This is a genomic window from Mucilaginibacter sp. PAMC 26640, assembly GCA_001596135.1.
In the GTDB taxonomy this organism is placed as follows: domain Bacteria; phylum Bacteroidota; class Bacteroidia; order Sphingobacteriales; family Sphingobacteriaceae; genus Mucilaginibacter.
On the sequence record CP014773.1, the window covers coordinates 3,912,615 to 3,929,167 of the forward strand.

The following is a 16,553-nucleotide window of genomic DNA, read 5'->3' on the forward strand; positions in this document are numbered from 1 at the left end:
CTTAAATAACCTTGATCTTTTGGCCCCTGAATTCAACCAGGTCACCCTGTTTTACTTTGAGGCGTTTGCGATAGTCGATAGTGCCATTATAGGTTACTTCACCGTATTGCACGGCAATTTGTGCCTCCCCGCCGGTTTGCACCAGTCCGGTTGCTTTTAGCAGCTGTATCATAGGGATGTAGTCTCCCTCTACCTTAAATTCAATCATGGATGGCAAAAATAAACTATTCGTGCAATAATGGGTTATCATTTTATAATTTTGCACCATAGATCACAGTTAATGGTTCGTAGATGCCGGCAACCCGGCAACCTGCGTAAACCATCAGCCACGATCTGTGAACTAATCCAACATGAACGAAAAACTATCCTTCGAAAATACCGAGATCGCTTTTAAACACTCATCCAATACTGATCTTAACCGGGCCTACTGGCTATTTAAAGCGATCAACGTAAATGCGCTGGTTAAGATAGGGCCACCCATCACCAACTTTGCTATTAAGATCGGCTTGCCGATCAAGGGTATCATCAAGGCGACGATCTTTAAACATTTCTGCGGAGGAGAAACTATCGAAGAATGTAATAAAGCAATCAAGAACCTGGCGGATGGCGGTGTAGGCACCATCCTCGACTATTCCATAGAAGGCGAGGATGACGAATCGGTATTTGACAATACCCGGGAGGAGATCATCCGAACGATAGTGCGTGCGGCTAAAGATAAGGCTATCCCATTAACCGTATTTAAGGTTACCGGAGTTGGCCGGTTTTCTTTGCTCGAAAAACTGGATGAAGGCTTGAAACTAAATGTTGACGAGCAGCTGGAATGGCAAAAAGTGCAGGACCGTGTATTGGAGATCTGCGAGATGGCACATTCTGAAGGCGTACCGGTAATGATTGATGCCGAGGAAAGCTGGATCCAGAAGACCATAGATCACCTCGCTATAAACATGATGCGTTTTTTTAACAAGGAAACGGCTATAGTTTACAATACTTACCAAATGTACCGCCATGATAAGCTGGCTTCATTGATCAGTGACTTTACCGTTGCGGAGGAGGAAGGCTTTATTTTAGGCGCCAAAATAGTACGTGGCGCCTACATGGAAAAAGAACGGAAACGCGCCGATGAACGTGGCTATCCGTCGCCGATTCAGCCCGATAAAGCAGCTACCGACCGTGATTACAATGATGCCCTTGTTTTTTGTGCCGATCACGTAGATCAAATAGCCATTGTAGCCGGTACCCACAACGAAGACAGCTGCCGCCTGCTGGCTGACTTGTTAGATGAAAAGAAAATAGCGCATAACAACCCGCATATCTACTTTTCGCAATTGCTGGGCATGAGCGATAACCTGAGTTTCAACCTCGCTAACTCAAAATACAATGTAGCCAAGTACGTGCCATACGGACCAATAAAGGCAGTATTACCATACTTGTTCCGCCGGGCGCAGGAAAATACCGCTATTGCCGGGCAAATGAGCCGCGAGCTGAGCTTGATTGTAAAGGAAAAGAAGCGGCGGGGGTAGTAATCGCCGGGTTAATTTTATACAAGCAGCGTTAATATTTCCTGGCTTAACGGGACTGTCAAATCAGCTGTTCGCGTTGGGCAAAAGCCTGTAGGGTATCTGGCGCGGTCATTAAAAAGGTTTTAATCCCCAACGTTCTGGCGGCTTCCAAATGCTGCGGACTATCATCTATAAACAACGTTTCGTTGGCAATAAGGTTATTTTCCGCTAACACTTGCTCAAAGAAGTTAATTTCGGGTTTGCGTTTGCCCTGCAGGTGAGAATAATAAGTACGCTCGAAAAGATGTTCATTATTATCAAACCCAAAATCTTTCTTCAGATATTTCATAATATAGGTATAATGGATATCATTGATATTACTGAGCAGGAAGGTGCGGTATTTCTTCTTCAATTGCAGCAATAGCTGATTGTTGCCTGGCGCTATGCCAAGCAGCAAGCTGTTCCAGGCATCGGTGATCTGCTGGTCGGTTATTTGAGGGTTGCCAATTTTTTCTTTAACATAGGAGCGAAACTCGTCAGCAGTAACCTCGCCCCGGTCGAATTTATCAAAGATCTGATCCTGATGGCGATGGCCGAAAAAAGTCTCTGGGTCGGCAATGCCGAGCTTTTTGAACTCTTCCTGCGCAATGCGGAAATCAATTTTAAAAATAACGTTACCGTAATCGAATATGATGTTTTTAATGTTTTGCATAAATCGTTCTTACATAATGTAGTTCCAAAAATACAGTTCAGCGGATATTTCCAATTAAAATCTGTGTTATTTTATCAAACTATGCTCAACTTATATACTCCCACGCGCTTTGGTAACCACCAATTTGTTCTGCGTAGGTCATCAGATCTGCATAGAAAGGGAGCCTTGTAATTGTGGCACTATCGCCGATGATCACCAGTTTCTTGCGTGCACGCGTCATGGCTACATTTGTGCGCCGAATATCTGCCAGAAAACCAATGGTGCCTTCCGTATTGCTGCGGGTCATGCTGATGTATACCACATCGCGTTCTTGTCCCTGGAAACTATCCACCGTATTGATGGAGATTTGCCCGGCATGCTGTACCAATGAGGAGGCTTCAAATAATTCCTTGATCATTCTTACCTGGCTTTTGTAGGGAGAAATAATTGCTATAGATGGAAATGCAGTTCCCGATGCCGATATTTGATCAGCCAGTTGCTGTAGGTGTTTCAGCAGGAACACTGCCTCATCCGGGTTAACGGAGCTGGTTCCATCAGGTTTTTCATCAAATCCGCATCCGGCCGTATCTACAAAGCTCATCGGCAAGTCGCCATTAAAAAGTAGTCGGTTGGCAACCACTGCATTTGCTATTAAAGCATCACCATAAAACTCCCGCGACGAGAACCCCATGATGGCCACATTCATCCGGTATTGCTCCTGCAAAAGGGTTACGGCAGCAGGATGGAGGGCCACGCATTTCTCCATTAGTGTGGTGCTTAAGCCGTTTCTGGCAGCCCTATCCGATTTGATGGTTGGGGGCAGTTGCAGGTGGTCTCCCGCCATCACCACCTTTTGGGCTTTCAATATGGGGATCCAGCAGGCGGGTTCCAGCGCCTGGCCTGCCTCGTCAATCACAACAGTATTGAACTTTACATTGCGGATGGTATGGTGATTGGATCCAACCAATGTTGCGGTAATCACCTGCGCCTTGGCCACCAGGTCATCAATGATGAACTGTTCTATCTTACCCGCATCTTTTATAATCCGGTGCGCCTCATCAAACAATGCCTTCCGCTGATCGCGCTCTGCTTTGCCAAAGCTGCGCTTGTATTTATGGGCCATATCCTTATAGCCGGCGGCCTGCTTCTTTAGTTGCTTTATGTCTTTTTTATACACATGAGCGTTCATCTGGCTATCCAGCGTTAGCGAAGTCAAGCGCTCGGATACACGTGACGGATTACCGATCCGGAGCACGTTCAATCCTTCGCCCGCCAGTTTTTCGCTCAGCAAATCTACTGCGGTATTGCTAGGTGCAACAACCAGCACCTTCTGATCGCCCTGCGTAATTAAATTCTTAATGGCTTGCACAAGCGTGGTAGTCTTCCCTGTTCCCGGCGGGCCGTGTACTATCGCAAGATCTTTTGCAGCAACAATTTGCTCCGCGGCTGCCTTTTGGCAGGTGTTTAATCCCGAAGTATCGATGACGGTTACCTGTTCAACAAATGAAGGTTCGGCCTGGCCCGTCAGGATGCGGATAAGTTTACCCTCGGGCTGGCTGGCTAGTAAGGCTGCCTGCTTAAGCGCGTTTTGCATTTCATCATAACTGTTATTATCAAAAAGCAGTTCCACGCCCAGTTTACCATTGCGGGTCCAGTCTGGCAGTTCATCGGTAAAAAGGTTGATCTTTATGCGGTCGCCACCCTGGTAGGCAATGGTACCATCCACACGGTCGGTGCCTGCATCATGGTTGGAGAACAATACCGCAGGCGCACCAAAACGAAACTGATGAGCGATATCCTTATGAGTAGTGCGTTCCAGTTCAACAGTTAAGTAATCACCTTTACCGATTTCACTGCCCCGGATGGCGATGGGGTACCAGGTGATACCGGTAGAGCGCCTGTCGGTTACCGACGAATTTTGAATGAGTTTTAAGTAACTCTGCTGGTCTTCGTCGCGTTCGGTTTTGAGCAGGGTAAGCAAATTTTGAAAATAGTCCATTGCGGCAAAGGTAAGGCAAAATTTTAAGCCTGTTTTGAATTGGATGATGCCTTATAGGAGGCCGCTTAGCGCCAGGAGGTACGCAATAAGTTACTCATAGATTCCTGTGTGATCAAAGCAAAAAGTCCCTGTCTAAGTTTAATCATAACACCAGGCTGCACTTGATTATTTACGTTAATTAACAATAAAGTAAAAACATAACACTTCTTTTGTAGATTCAATTATTGACCGGACGTATAATTTATACTTACTTTCAGATCATCAATTGAAGCAAAGGTAGTTTAGCGTGTATTGTAATCCAGCTATTGCGCTATATTCCGATACCTTACAAAGGTTAACCTGTTCCTATTGAAATTTTGAAATCACCGGCTGTTAAATAAAATAGATTATACCAAAGCCCGATCAATCCGGCTTTTGTTTGTTAATATTAAACTATGAGAATGATCAACAAATTTTTTGTTTTTAGCGCATTGATCTTGAGCGGCCACATGGCCAGCGGGCAGATAAAAACCTACACAGTTGCCAACGCCCACTCGCACAACGACTATAAAAACAGCATCCCGTTTTACCGGGCCTATGAAAAAGGTTTTGGCGCTATAGAGGCCGATGTTTATGCCGTTAACGGGCGGCTGATAGTAGCCCATGATAAAAAAGAAATTACCGAAACCCGCTCATTAAAAGCGCTTTACCTGGACCCATTGGTAGAAAAGCTGCAAAACGATCAGCATAGGCGGCTAAGATTGCTGATTGAGATCAAAGAAGATTACAAAGCCGTATTACCGCTGGTTATTTCAGAACTGCAGCCATTAGCCAAATATATTTCTTCGCCGGGCAACCCGGGGCGTTTATCCATTGTACTAACAGGCGCGGTGCCCCCGGCTGCAGTAATGCCCGGTTATCCGGCCTGGATAACTTTCGATGTAGATCATATGGACGGCTTTAACGCTCAGCAATGGCAAAAAGTGGGCTTGGTAAGTTTTCCATTAAGCAAGTATGTAAAATGGAATGGCAAAGGCGTATTCAATACAGCCGAGATCAGCCGGCTGAAAAGTGCTATAGACAGCGTGCATCAATCAGGCAAAATGATCAGGTTTTGGGAAACTCCGGACACCAAGAGCAGCTGGCTGGCCATGATGCGTTTAGGGGTAGATGTAATTGGCACAGACAAAATTGAAGAACTTGGGGATTTTTTAAACAACAAAACCAGGAACGAATACCTGTCGCCCCCGGCTTATGCGTTATACCAGCCAACTTATAAAACAGACGGAGCGGTCAAAAAAGTAAAAAATATCATCTTATGCATTGGCGATGGGATGGGGCTATCCCATTTATATGCCACCTACACGGCAAATAAAGGGCAGCTGAATATCTTCCAAATGCTTAACATCGGTTTTTCAATAACCAATTCGGCCGACGCGTACATTACCGATTCGGCGGCTGGAGCTACCGCTTTTGCATCCGGACAAAAAACAAATGACCGTGCTGTTGGTGTAGATCCTGCCGGTAAACCGTTGGAGTCGCTTGCTTTTTACAGTGCCAAAGCCGGGAAAAAAGTAGCCGACCTGGCGGTATGCGAATTGACTGATGCTACCCCGGCTGCGTTTTATGCACACCAAAGTGAAAGAAGCAACGGTACGGCTATTGCTGCAAACATACTTTCGTCGCCAATTGATATTTTTTTGGGTTCGGGTTACCAGGACTTCACTACAACGGTGAACGGCAAATCTGTTATGAGTCAAATGGAGCAAAGAGGTTACACCGTTACCCGCACATTCGATGCTTTTTTAAAATCACCTGCAACAAAATTATTGGGGTTGATGGATGATAGTGTTACACGTTCGAAACTGGCGGGCAGGGGAAATTATTTACCGCAGGCTTTTAACAAAGTGGCTCAGGCCTTAAAAAATAGCCCAAAAGGTTTTTTTATGATGATAGAAGGATCGCAAATAGACTATGGCGGCCACAGCAGCAACCTGGCCCAATTGGTTACCGAGAACGCTGATTTTGACAGGACAGTAGGAGAGGCCTTGCGCTTTGCGGATGAGGATGGCGAAACACTGGTAATTGTAACGGCCGACCATGAAACGGGCGGACTTACGCTGCTTGATGGCAATATCAGTAAGGGTTATGTACTAGGAGATTTTAGCACTAATGACCACACAGGCACGCCTGTACCAGTATTTGCCTATGGTGTGCACGCTGGTGATTTTAGAGGTGTATACAGCAATACCGAAATATTTGCCAAAATATTAAAGCTGCTCCAGTAGAAAACATGCTTAGGCCGGCATTAAAGCCCAATTAAAGCAGAAGGCTACAAGTTCTCCCGACTTATGGCCTTCTGCAATTATAGCTTATCCAGGCAACTCGTTATAACCGTTTGATCTTTATATTTTTCAACCAAACCTGTTGCCCATGATGCTGAAACATAATGTGGCCGGAGGTAGATTTTGCGAAATTTGGGTTGGTGCTGTATTTACTGTGAGCTATCAGGTCATTCAATTCTTTTGAACCAATTTCGTATGCCACAACTTTTTTGCCGTTTAGCCAATGCTCCACATGGCCATGATTAACAAGTAATCTTGCGGTATTAAATTCCCCAACAGGTTTAAGGAGCTTGTTAACTGGTGTAATGAGATCATATAGGGATCCTGCGGAACGCCGGGGTTCATGATCATTAAAATCGATATCATCTAGTAGCTGGAATTCGAAATTATCAAGCCAGTTTGGGCTGTTCCCATTTCCCGACTCATGCTTTGAATTTTCCTGCACGTTATAAAACACACCGCTATTACCGGCCTTCGACACCGCCCATTGAAAGGTAAGATCGAAATTAATATAGTTTTCCTTGCTCACCAGGTCAACATTGGGTTTATCCGGAAGGGCGATTAATGCACCATCTTCAATTTTCCAGGCATCCGAAAAATCGGTTAGCTTGTAACCCCGCAACTCATTTGTTGCTTTGCCATCAAATAAATAGTGCCATTTATGGTCATTCTGAGCTAATAAATTTAATGTGATCGTTGATGATAAAAATAGGATCAGAATTTTCTTCATGACTTTAATTTTGGTATATGGAGGTAGTTTGTTTTATAGGTACGGTTAAATTGCCATCTGTCGAATTTGCTAATCAAATCCGTAAGAATAAGGGTCAGGCAATCCTTTTGGTATCAATGGCTGCTACCCAAATTTCCTGGTCACAGCGTGAACAGCAGGCAGGGGCTGTTAAATTTTCAACATTGCCACAATAGATACAGGCGTAAACTCCGGGTGATTTAATTTCTTTACTGGCCAAATCATAAACTTTAGGCAGTACAGGCAAGCCGGGGATAACCTCACCATCGTCGTAGTAAAAGAAGCTTACCGTTCCCGTTGTTTCCAAAATGGCTACACGCACCTGACCAAGATGTTCTATGCTCTTCTGACGCATTTCAGACAAAAACTCGTCCTTTGCAAAAGTATGTTTGTTTTTTTCTAACAGCACAAATCTGCCATCTTCAATCACATATTCAGGATCGCCCTCTAACAAAGTCTCAATGCGTTCAGATCGTACAGCAAGCCAGGTTATGAACCGGTAAACAAGTACAATCACCAAAAACACAATCAGTGCCGGAACGATTGGGGTGTCCTCATTAAACATTGGGTCGCCCGGGGCAGAACCAAGACTAATTATTATGGCAACCTCAAAGAGCGATAACTGCCGGACTCCTTTTTTTCCCGATAGCCGCAGTATCACCAACACCATAATGAACATAATTATCGTTCGCATCAGGATCTCTAACGCGAAAGAAAAATTCAAGTCATCCAGGAAAATCTTGTTCCAGTCAAAATTAATCGCACTCATTGTATTCTAACACAAGCGGATAGGTTTTGTTTAGTATAATCACTTAGGTTACTCCAGATCGGAGTATCAGTTGCCGATATAATCTGCTCTTAAAATTGCTTGCGGATAGCAATACAGTAAGTTGGAAAATGAGCCGGTTGAGACCACCAAAAAGCAAAGGCAGAGATCGCAAAAAACAAAAACCCGGGTAGCGGTATGAGTACCGCCCGGGAATGCACTTAACAGGAAGATATCAAAGAGCCACTCATTGCAAATTGATAGATCATGGTAAGGAGTGGGCTTTTACCTGATGATCAGGCCCGCATATTGATATACTGTAAGGGCTGGCCAAAATCTTCCGTACGGCACAGGCTGATCACGGCTTGCAGGTCGTCTATCTTTTTGGCGGTTACGCGCACCTGGTCGTTCATAATCGATGCTTCCACCTTTAGCTTGCTGTCTTTGATCTTTTTGATCACTTTTTTGGCAGCTTCTTTGTCGATACCTTCCTTGATCTTTATTTCTTTGCGGATCATGTTGCCCGATGCATACTCTTCTTTACCAAAATCCAGCGCTTTGGCATCAAGGCCCTGCTTCATCATCCGGCTGATGATGCTGTCGATAATAGCTTTAAGGCGCATATCGTTTTCGGTAACCACGGTAAGTTCGTTTGTTTTCTTATCCAATTCTATACTGCTCTTGCTGCCGTTAAAATCATAGCGGTTCAGGATCTCTTTTTTGGCGGTATTGATAGCGTTATCCAGCGTTTGGCCGTCTATCTTGCTTACTATATCAAATGAAGGCATCGTCTTTTTTGGTTTTTGTTCTGCAAAGCTAATGTAAGATTTGCATAAGCTATCAACTATAATGCAGATATTTGGTTTACCTGCTTTACACTCATTACAATTACTTAATATAATCTTAACAAATAAATAAGCAGATTTGTGCTTTATGGATACTAAAAACATTCCGTTAATAAACAGGGAAATAAGCTGGTTATATTTTAACGACAGGGTTTTGCAGGAGGCTGCCGACCCCACAGTTCCGCTTATTGAAAGGATTAAGTTTTTAGCCATCTTCTCGTCTAATCTGGATGAGTTCTATCGCGTTAGGGTGGCTACACTCAGCCGCCTCTCTAATCTTAACGAAAAGGCAAAAGAAATTCTCGGCTATAATCCTAAGAAGCTGCTTAATCAGATCAAGAACATCGTTGTAAAGCAGGAAAAGAAGTTCAATAACCTTTATGAGAACATCATTGTAAAGGAACTTGCCGAAGAAAAGATCTTTTTGCTGAATGATAAGCAACTCAACGTAACGCGCGGCGAATTTGTGAAGGATTTTTTCCGCGAGCGGTTGCTGTCAACATTGGTTCCGATTATGCTGGATGATGACCTGCCGTTGCCGGAACTGCGCGACAGGGCCATTTACTTTTTTGTAAAGCTGACTAAGGGAAAAAAATTCCGGTACGCACTGATAGAAATTCCCGACAGTTTATCACGGTTCTTAGTATTGCCCGAAACCAACAAGCTAAAATTTATCATTTTACTGGATGATATCATTCGCTATAGTCTCGAAGATATCTTTTTCATTTTCGAACATGATAGCATAGAAGCCTACTCGATTCAGCTAACCCGTGATGCGGAACTGGACCTGGATAAGGAAGTAAGCGTTAAATTCATCGATTCACTGGCCAAAAGCCTTTTAAAAAGGCGCAAAGGCAAACCCATGCGTTTATTGTTTGATAACGAAATGCCGCCTGATATGCTGGGTTACCTGGTTAAGAAGATGCGCCTGCTGGGCGAGAATCTCATCCCGGGCAACAGGTACCATAATTTTAAAAATTTTATTAATTTCCCTAACGTTGGCCGCCCGGAACTGGAGTATACCAAGCAGCGGGCTTTACCGCTGGAGGGTTTATCTTTTGGCAAGAGTTTGATGGGCATGATCGCTAAACGCGATTACCTCATTAGCACACCCTATGAATCATTTGATTATATCATCCACTTTTTGCGCGAGGCGGCTATTGATCCAAAGGTTAAAGAGATCAGCATAACCGTTTATCGTTTGGCTGACAATTCCAAGATCATCTACGCTTTGATCAATGCTGCCAAAAACGGTAAAAAGGTAAACTGCTTAGTGGAGCTGCGTGCCCGGTTTGATGAACAGAACAATATCTACTGGAGCAACAGGCTGGAGGAAGAGGGGGTAAACGTACTTTATGGCATCGACGGTTACAAAGTACATTCCAAAATTTGCCTGGTTACCCGGATGGAAAAGGGGAAACCTGCTTATTATGCGTGCCTGTCTACCGGTAACTTTAACGAGAAGACCGCAAAGACCTATGCCGACCATACTTTACTAACGGCCAATAAAAAGATCACCGCCGATATGGTGAATGTTTTTAGGGCTCTTGGTAAATTGCAGCTGCCGCAAGGACTGAAGAATTTGATCGTTTCCCCTATAGATTCGCGCCCGGCAATTTACAAACTGATAGATTGTGAGATAAAAAATGCGAAGGCCGGGAAAAAAGCCTACATGATCTTTAAGATGAACAGCCTGGCCGATGAGCAGATGATAGCCAAGTTGTACCAGGCAAGCAATGCGGGTGTAAAGATCAAAATGATTATCCGCGGAATGTGCTGCCTGATCCCTGGTATTAAAGGATTCAGCGAGAATATAGAGGTGATCAGTATTGTTGATAAATACCTGGAGCACGCCCGGGTACATATCTATTGCAATGGAGGCGATGAGCTGATCTATCTCACCTCGGCCGATTTCATGACCCGTAATATCGATAACAGGGTAGAGGTTGGATTTCCGATATATGATGAGGCCCTTCGGAAAGAGATCAGGGACATTATTGATATCCAGCTGAGCGATAACACTAAAGCCCGCCAAATTACCGGCAGCGCCGTTAATAAATACCATAAAACAAGTGCCGAGACATTAACCCGCGCACAAATAGATATATACAATTACCTCAAACCCAAAACCCCTGCAAATTGAGATACGCTGCAATTGATGTTGGTTCTAACGCTGTTAGGTTACTGATCGCTAACATTATAGAAAATAACGGCTCTGTGTCGTTTAAGAAAAACACGCTGGTGCGTGTACCCGTGCGACTTGGTGATGATGCTTTTTTAAACAAGCATATTTCTGATAAAAAAGCCGATGACCTGGTAAAATCCATGCAGGCGTTTAAAAACCTGATGGATGTATTTAAAGTGACAGATTACATGGCCTGTGCCACATCGGCCATGCGCGAGGCGAAGAACGGCCAGGAGGTGGTGGCCCGGATAAAAGAAGAGGCGGGCATCGACCTGGAGATTATCCACGGCGAAAAAGAGGCCAAGATCATCTACGCCAGCCATGCTGAGATCGAGATCGATAAGGATAAAAACTATCTTTATATTGATGTTGGTGGTGGTAGCACGGAGCTATCGCTATTCTCCCGGGGGGAATTGCTGGCTTCTCAGTCCTTTAATCTGGGTACTATCCGTATCCTCGATAACCAGGATAAAGAAGAAACCTGGAACGAAATGAAGGAGTTTATCAAAGAGCAAACCAAGCACCAGAAAAATATTTTTGGCATTGGCACGGGGGGTAATATCAACAAGCTATATAAACTTTCTAATGAGAAAGATAATGCGCCGCTTACGTATACCAAACTAAAATCGCTTTACAATTATCTCGACTCTTACTCTATGAAAGAGCGTATAAATGTTTTAGGCTTAAACCAGGACAGGGCCGATGTAATCATCCCCGCCTGCGAGATTTATTTAACCGTATTAAAGTGCGCTAATATTAAAAGTATGTTTGTACCAACTGTGGGCATGGTGGATGGTATAATTCAAACACTTATAGAAAAAAATATTGGTTAAGCAGGTTAAATTTATTTTAATAAATTGTTCATAAATCGGAAAACAACTAGTACATTTGTAATGCCCGTCAAAAGGCATGTTTTTCATAGGTAGATGTAGGGTCGGGTATTTATACTCGATCCTTTTTTTTGCTCCTAACTTTAGTTCCTTACGTTTGTTGTGTGAATAATGAAGAAAAAAATCGTAGTGGCCGTAACCGGGGCAAGCGGAGCGATATACGCCAAATTACTGTTGGATACCTTGCAGAAACTACAAGACCAGATTGCAGAGGTAGGTGTGGTCATGTCTGATAATGCCAAACAGGTTTGGGAGTTTGAATTAGATAACACCGCGTTTACAAATTACCCTTTTAAGTTTTACCGTAAAAACGATTTTATGGCGCCATTTGCTTCGGGCTCTGCCAGGTTTGACACAATGGTGGTTGTGCCTTGCTCCATGGGTACCATGGGGCGTATTGCTTCGGGCGTATCGGATGACTTAATTACCCGTGCAGCCGATGTGGTGCTGAAGGAACGCCGCCGGTTAATCCTCGTAGCCCGCGACACCCCGCTAAACCTCATTCACATCCGTAATATGCAAACGGTGACCGAAGCCGGCGGTATTATTTGCCCTGCGATACCTTCCTATTACAGCAAGCCCAAAACGATTGAAGAGGTAGCCATGACGGTAGTGAACAGAATCATTGACTTAATAGGGTTGGAGCATGAGAGTTACAGATGGGACGGAAAATGATGATTAGCGGTTAGCGTTTAAATATTATCTGTTTTGTTTGTTTAATTTTACGTTTACCAAACAAGCACCGAATTTTATAAGCTTTTAACGTTCCAACAAAACCTGTATCTTTGCGGCTTCAAAATGAATAAGAAAGTTGCATTTTATACGCTGGGTTGTAAGCTCAACTACTCGGAGACATCGTCGATAGGACGCTTGTTTACCCAGGCCGGCTTTACTTCGGTAGATTTTACTGATACACCAGATGTTTATGTGATCAATACCTGCTCGGTAACTGAAAACGCGGACAAAAAATGCAAAAAGATTGTCAAGGAAGCGCTTAAGATCTCGCCTAACGCTTATGTAACCATAGTAGGCTGCTACGCGCAATTGAAGCCGGCAGAGATTGCTGAAATTCCCGGCGTTGATATGGTTTTAGGCGCGGCAGAGAAATTTCAGATCGTTGATTACCTGACCGATCTAACCAAGAACCCAAAAACATTAGTTTATAACCAGCCGGTATCCGAAGCCAACGAGTTTGTGCCTTCGTATTCCTTTGGCGACCGCACCCGTACCTTTTTGAAGGTACAGGATGGCTGCGATTATTCCTGTACATTTTGTACCATTCCACTGGCGCGTGGCAGCAGCCGCAGCGATACCATTGAGAATGTAATTAAACAGGCGTACGAAATTGCTGCATCCGGTGTAAAAGAGATCGTACTTACAGGGGTAAACCTTGGTGATTTCGGGATCCGCAATGGCAGCAGGGAAGACAAATTCTTCGACCTGGTAAAAGCATTGGATGAGGTGGAAGGTATCGACAGGATCCGCATTTCTTCCTGCGAGCCTAACTTGCTCAGCGATGAGATCATTGCGTTTGTGGCTACTTCTAAAAGATTTGTTCCGCATTTCCATATTCCGCTGCAATCCGGGTCTGATAAGATCCTGGGCCTGATGCGCCGCCGTTACCGGCGCGACCTTTACGCCAGTCGTGTTGCGAAAATAAAACAGGTAATGCCAAATTGCTGTATAGGTGTGGATATTATCGTTGGCTTCCCTGGTGAAACCCGCGAAGACTTTATCGATACGTACAACTTTCTGAACGATATTGCTGTCTCATACCTGCATGTATTCACCTATTCTGAACGGGAGAATACGCCTGCTGCTGAAATGAGCGGGTCTGTTCCAGGATCGGCACGTGCCGACAGGAGCAAGATGCTGCATATCCTGTCTGAAAAGAAGCGCCGCTCTTTTTACGAAACCCAATTAGGCAGAACCGATGAGGTTTTGTTTGAAGGGGATATAAAAGAGGGCTTTATGCATGGCTTTACACGTAACTATGTGAAGGTAAAAGCTAAGTACGACCCGGTACTCGTCAACGAGCTCAGGACCGTAACGTTAACCGCAATTTCATCAGATGGTGATGTTGAAATAACAGAAGGCACGGAAATATTAGTGCATTAAACCTATATTCGCCCTCACAAATACCTGCTTATGTTCCCAACCATTTCCTCGCTTATACATTACCTTACCGGTTTAAATATTCCATTGCCTATCCAAACTTTTGGGTTTTTTGTGGCACTTGCCTTTATGGCGGCTTATTGGTCATTCACGCAGGAATTTAAGCGTAAAGAGAAAGCAGGGTACATTCAATCGGCACAAAAGGATGTGATGGTTGGAGAGCCTGCTTCTGCGGGCGAACTGGCAGGTAACGGAATTTTTGGATTTATTTTCGGCTATAAGGTGGTTGATGCAGTACTGCACTATTCCGCGCTGATTGATAACCCCCAGGAGTTTCTTTTATCAACAAAAGGCAACTTTATCGGGGGTATTATTTTTGCGGCTTTATTTGCATACTGGGCTTATTACGAATCTAAAAAGCAGCAATTGCCAAAGCCCGAAAAACGCCGGGTTACCGTACACCCACACGAATTGATGGGCAGCATATTGTTATGGGCCGCCATATTTGGTTTTGCAGGCGCCAAGATTTTCAATGCATTAGAGAACTGGAACGATTTTATGGCCGACCCGGTTGGTATGCTCATCGGTTTTAGCGGTTTAACCTTTTACGGGGGCTTAATTTGCGGCGGTGCAGCAGTATTATACATCGCTAATAAAAATGGCGTAAAACCGCTGGATATGTTGGATATCGGCGCTGCCGGAATGATGCTGGCTTATGCCGTTGGCCGCATAGGCTGCCAAATGTCTGGCGATGGTGACTGGGGCATCCCTAACCTTAATGCAAAACCGGGCTGGCTAAGCTGGGCACCCGACTGGATGTGGAGCTTTAAATTCCCGCATAACGTTAACGAAGTTGATAAGGGTAACCATATTGCTGATTGCATTGGAAAATTTTGTAATGAGTTGTTGCTTCCGGTATATCCTACATCCTTTTATGAATCAGTAGCTTGTTTGTTGTTGTTTGCTTTTCTATGGCAGATCCGCACCAAAGTTAAAGCGCCAGGCGTGTTGTTTGGTATTTACATGATTCTAAATGGTATCGAAAGGTTCCTGATTGAACTGATCCGGGTAAATACGCGGTACAATGTTGCCGGTATTTCATTTACACAAGCAGAAATGATCTCCCTGATTATGGTGATAGCAGGTGCGGGACTAATTTATTTCGGTCACTCGCGCTACAAAAAATCAAATTTGGTAAATGGCTAAAAATCTTTGGTATAAGATCACCAAAAGCCATATCATCAGATTCTTACTCTCGGCAAGTGCCGGTTTTTTGGTAGATATGCTGTTGTTTTATATGCTGTTTAACGTGGTATTTAAAAGGCCATCCTATTTAATATTTACTTTTCCGGTGAGCAATTCTTCGCTTGCTTTGGCTATTTCTTACAGCCTTGGAGTGGTAGTAAATTTTACCATGACTAAATTGCTGGTCTTCAAAGCTTCAGAAACATCCCCTGCACAACAATTTATCCGGTTTTCAGCGGTTGCATTCGTTGGCTTCTTTGCTAATTTAGGCGTACTTACTATTTTAATAAAAAATCTGCATGTTTATGCCCCTTATGCCCGTGTAGGAGCAGCCTTAAGTTTATTTGTTGCGAGTTACTTTGTACATAAATTTTTCTCTTTCAGTTTATCACTCCGTCAGCACCATCAGCATGAAGTACAACCAAATCATTAATAACGTAACCGAAGTAGCTAAGTCAGCCGGCCAGTTTATCCGCCAGGAACGTTTAACCTTTGATCCGGATAAGATAGAATACAAGGGACTCAATGACCTGGTATCTTACGTGGATAAAACGGCTGAGCAGCAAATTGTAGCAGGCCTGGAGAAGATCCTGCCTGAAGCAGGTTTTATCACGGAAGAGAAAACAACCACCAAAATAGGCGACACGTACAATTGGATCATCGATCCGCTGGATGGCACCACTAATTTCATTCATGGCCTCCCGGTATATTCAGTGAGCATTGGACTGCAGAAAAATGATGAACTGGTTTTGGGGGTAGTGTACGAGATCAACCAGGACGAATGCTTTTACGCACATATCGATTCGCCGGCATATCTCAACGGTAAAGAGATCAAGGTGAGTAACAAAACAAGCGTTGCGGATAGCCTCATCGCCACGGGGTTTCCCTATTATGATTTCCGCAAGCAGGCTGCGTATATCGAACTATTTACCGAGCTGATGCGTAATTGCCATGGTCTGCGCAGGTTAGGCTCTGCCGCTGTGGATTTGGCTTACACCGCATGCGGCCGCTTTGAGGGCTATTACGAATACAATTTGAATGCCTGGGATGTAGCTGGCGGTATTGTTATCGTAAAACAAGCCGGGGGAGAAGTACTCAACTTTAAAGGTGGCAGCGAAGTGCTGAACACCCGGGAACTATTAGCCACGAACGGAAAAATCACAAATGAGATGCTGGCCTACATCCAAAAATATTTTTAATTGAACGGCCAGCCGCCCAACTCACTTCTCCCGGCAGTTTTTGACGT

The 16,553-nt window shown here is 44.2% G+C and carries 15 protein-coding genes; 9 read left to right on the forward strand and 6 right to left on the reverse strand.

Annotation, left to right across the window (positions count from 1 at the left end; genetic code table 11):
* Position 1: 1 nt before the first annotated feature.
* Positions 2-208 carry an RNA-binding protein gene (locus A0256_16910; GenBank protein ID AMR32977.1) on the reverse strand — a complete coding sequence of 69 codons (207 nt, stop codon included), beginning with the start codon at positions 206-208 and terminating at the stop codon, positions 2-4.
* Between the two features lie 142 nt (positions 209-350).
* Here A0256_16910 and A0256_16915 point away from each other — a divergent pair, with 142 nt between their 5' ends.
* The gene (locus A0256_16915) at positions 351-1,520 is read left to right on the forward strand and encodes a proline dehydrogenase (GenBank protein ID AMR32978.1); all 1,170 of its coding nucleotides are present in this window, start codon (positions 351-353) and stop codon (positions 1,518-1,520) included.
* A 58-nt stretch (positions 1,521-1,578) separates the two neighbouring features.
* On the opposite strand, the gene A0256_16920 is transcribed toward A0256_16915, so the two are convergent.
* Positions 1,579-2,211, reverse strand: coding sequence for a haloacid dehalogenase (locus A0256_16920; GenBank protein ID AMR32979.1), 633 nt, complete (start codon positions 2,209-2,211; stop codon positions 1,579-1,581).
* A gap of 85 nt (positions 2,212-2,296) precedes the next feature.
* The gene (locus A0256_16925) at positions 2,297-4,189 is read right to left on the reverse strand and encodes a DNA helicase (protein ID AMR32980.1); all 1,893 of its coding nucleotides are present in this window, start codon (positions 4,187-4,189) and stop codon (positions 2,297-2,299) included.
* Positions 4,190-4,629: 440 nt separating this feature from the next.
* Here A0256_16925 and A0256_16930 point away from each other — a divergent pair, with 440 nt between their 5' ends.
* On the forward strand, positions 4,630-6,456 hold the full coding sequence (locus tag A0256_16930; GenBank protein AMR32981.1) for a hypothetical protein: 1,827 nt from the start codon (positions 4,630-4,632) through the stop codon (positions 6,454-6,456).
* 100 nt (positions 6,457-6,556) lie between these two features.
* Here the strand turns inward: A0256_16930 and A0256_16935 are convergent, their stop codons facing one another.
* The 3 genes from A0256_16935 to A0256_16945 all read right to left on the reverse strand — a co-directional run bounded on the left by A0256_16935 (position 6,557) and on the right by A0256_16945 (position 8,815).
* Positions 6,557-7,243, reverse strand: coding sequence for a hypothetical protein (locus A0256_16935; protein ID AMR32982.1), 687 nt, complete (start codon positions 7,241-7,243; stop codon positions 6,557-6,559).
* Positions 7,244-7,337: 94 nt separating this feature from the next.
* On the reverse strand, positions 7,338-8,030 hold the full coding sequence (locus A0256_16940) for a hypothetical protein (GenBank protein ID AMR32983.1): 693 nt from the start codon (positions 8,028-8,030) through the stop codon (positions 7,338-7,340).
* Between the two features lie 293 nt (positions 8,031-8,323).
* Positions 8,324-8,815 (reverse strand): YajQ family cyclic di-GMP-binding protein, encoded by a 492-nt coding sequence (locus A0256_16945; GenBank protein ID AMR34596.1) that lies wholly within the window; start codon positions 8,813-8,815, stop codon positions 8,324-8,326.
* 145 nt (positions 8,816-8,960) lie between these two features.
* Between A0256_16945 and A0256_16950 the strand changes: the two genes are divergently transcribed.
* The 7 genes from A0256_16950 to A0256_16980 all read left to right on the forward strand — a co-directional run bounded on the left by A0256_16950 (position 8,961) and on the right by A0256_16980 (position 16,506).
* A complete protein-coding gene (locus A0256_16950) occupies positions 8,961-11,015 on the forward strand; it encodes a polyphosphate kinase 1 (protein ID AMR32984.1) in 2,055 nt (684 codons plus the stop codon).
* Complete coding sequence (locus A0256_16955) at positions 11,012-11,890, forward strand: exopolyphosphatase (protein ID AMR32985.1); 879 nt, start codon at positions 11,012-11,014, stop codon at positions 11,888-11,890. The genes A0256_16950 and A0256_16955 overlap by 4 nt, the downstream gene beginning before the upstream one ends.
* A gap of 168 nt (positions 11,891-12,058) precedes the next feature.
* Complete coding sequence (locus A0256_16960; GenBank protein ID AMR32986.1) at positions 12,059-12,622, forward strand: 3-octaprenyl-4-hydroxybenzoate carboxy-lyase; 564 nt, start codon at positions 12,059-12,061, stop codon at positions 12,620-12,622.
* Between the two features lie 123 nt (positions 12,623-12,745).
* Positions 12,746-14,065 carry a tRNA (N(6)-L-threonylcarbamoyladenosine(37)-C(2))-methylthiotransferase MtaB gene (locus A0256_16965; protein ID AMR32987.1) on the forward strand — a complete coding sequence of 440 codons (1,320 nt, stop codon included), beginning with the start codon at positions 12,746-12,748 and terminating at the stop codon, positions 14,063-14,065.
* A 30-nt stretch (positions 14,066-14,095) separates the two neighbouring features.
* Entirely contained in the window at positions 14,096-15,268 is a 1,173-nt protein-coding gene (locus A0256_16970) for a diacylglyceryl transferase (protein ID AMR32988.1), read from the forward strand.
* On the forward strand, positions 15,261-15,740 hold the full coding sequence (locus A0256_16975) for a hypothetical protein (GenBank protein ID AMR32989.1): 480 nt from the start codon (positions 15,261-15,263) through the stop codon (positions 15,738-15,740). Before A0256_16970 ends, A0256_16975 begins: the two co-directional genes overlap by 8 nt.
* The gene (locus A0256_16980; protein AMR32990.1) at positions 15,718-16,506 is read left to right on the forward strand and encodes an inositol monophosphatase; all 789 of its coding nucleotides are present in this window, start codon (positions 15,718-15,720) and stop codon (positions 16,504-16,506) included. Before A0256_16975 ends, A0256_16980 begins: the two co-directional genes overlap by 23 nt.
* Positions 16,507-16,553 lie beyond the last annotated feature (47 nt).

Coding starts and splice junctions, on each gene's coding strand:
- A0256_16965 (AMR32987.1), top strand. CDS start 12,746: ATGAATAAGAAAGTTGCATTTTATACGCTGGGTTGTAAGCTCAACTAC.
- A0256_16935 (AMR32982.1), bottom strand. CDS start 7,243: ATGAAGAAAATTCTGATCCTATTTTTATCATCAACGATCACATTAAAT.
- A0256_16960 (AMR32986.1), top strand. CDS start 12,059: ATGAAGAAAAAAATCGTAGTGGCCGTAACCGGGGCAAGCGGAGCGATA.
- A0256_16930 (AMR32981.1), top strand. CDS start 4,630: ATGATCAACAAATTTTTTGTTTTTAGCGCATTGATCTTGAGCGGCCAC.
- A0256_16915 (AMR32978.1), top strand. CDS start 351: ATGAACGAAAAACTATCCTTCGAAAATACCGAGATCGCTTTTAAACAC.
- A0256_16940 (AMR32983.1), bottom strand. CDS start 8,030: ATGAGTGCGATTAATTTTGACTGGAACAAGATTTTCCTGGATGACTTG.
- A0256_16975 (AMR32989.1), top strand. CDS start 15,261: ATGGCTAAAAATCTTTGGTATAAGATCACCAAAAGCCATATCATCAGA.
- A0256_16950 (AMR32984.1), top strand. CDS start 8,961: ATGGATACTAAAAACATTCCGTTAATAAACAGGGAAATAAGCTGGTTA.
- A0256_16980 (AMR32990.1), top strand. CDS start 15,718: ATGAAGTACAACCAAATCATTAATAACGTAACCGAAGTAGCTAAGTCA.
- A0256_16925 (AMR32980.1), bottom strand. CDS start 4,189: ATGGACTATTTTCAAAATTTGCTTACCCTGCTCAAAACCGAACGCGAC.
- A0256_16910 (AMR32977.1), bottom strand. CDS start 208: ATGATTGAATTTAAGGTAGAGGGAGACTACATCCCTATGATACAGCTG.
- A0256_16945 (AMR34596.1), bottom strand. CDS start 8,815: ATGCCTTCATTTGATATAGTAAGCAAGATAGACGGCCAAACGCTGGAT.
- A0256_16970 (AMR32988.1), top strand. CDS start 14,096: ATGTTCCCAACCATTTCCTCGCTTATACATTACCTTACCGGTTTAAAT.
- A0256_16920 (AMR32979.1), bottom strand. CDS start 2,211: ATGCAAAACATTAAAAACATCATATTCGATTACGGTAACGTTATTTTT.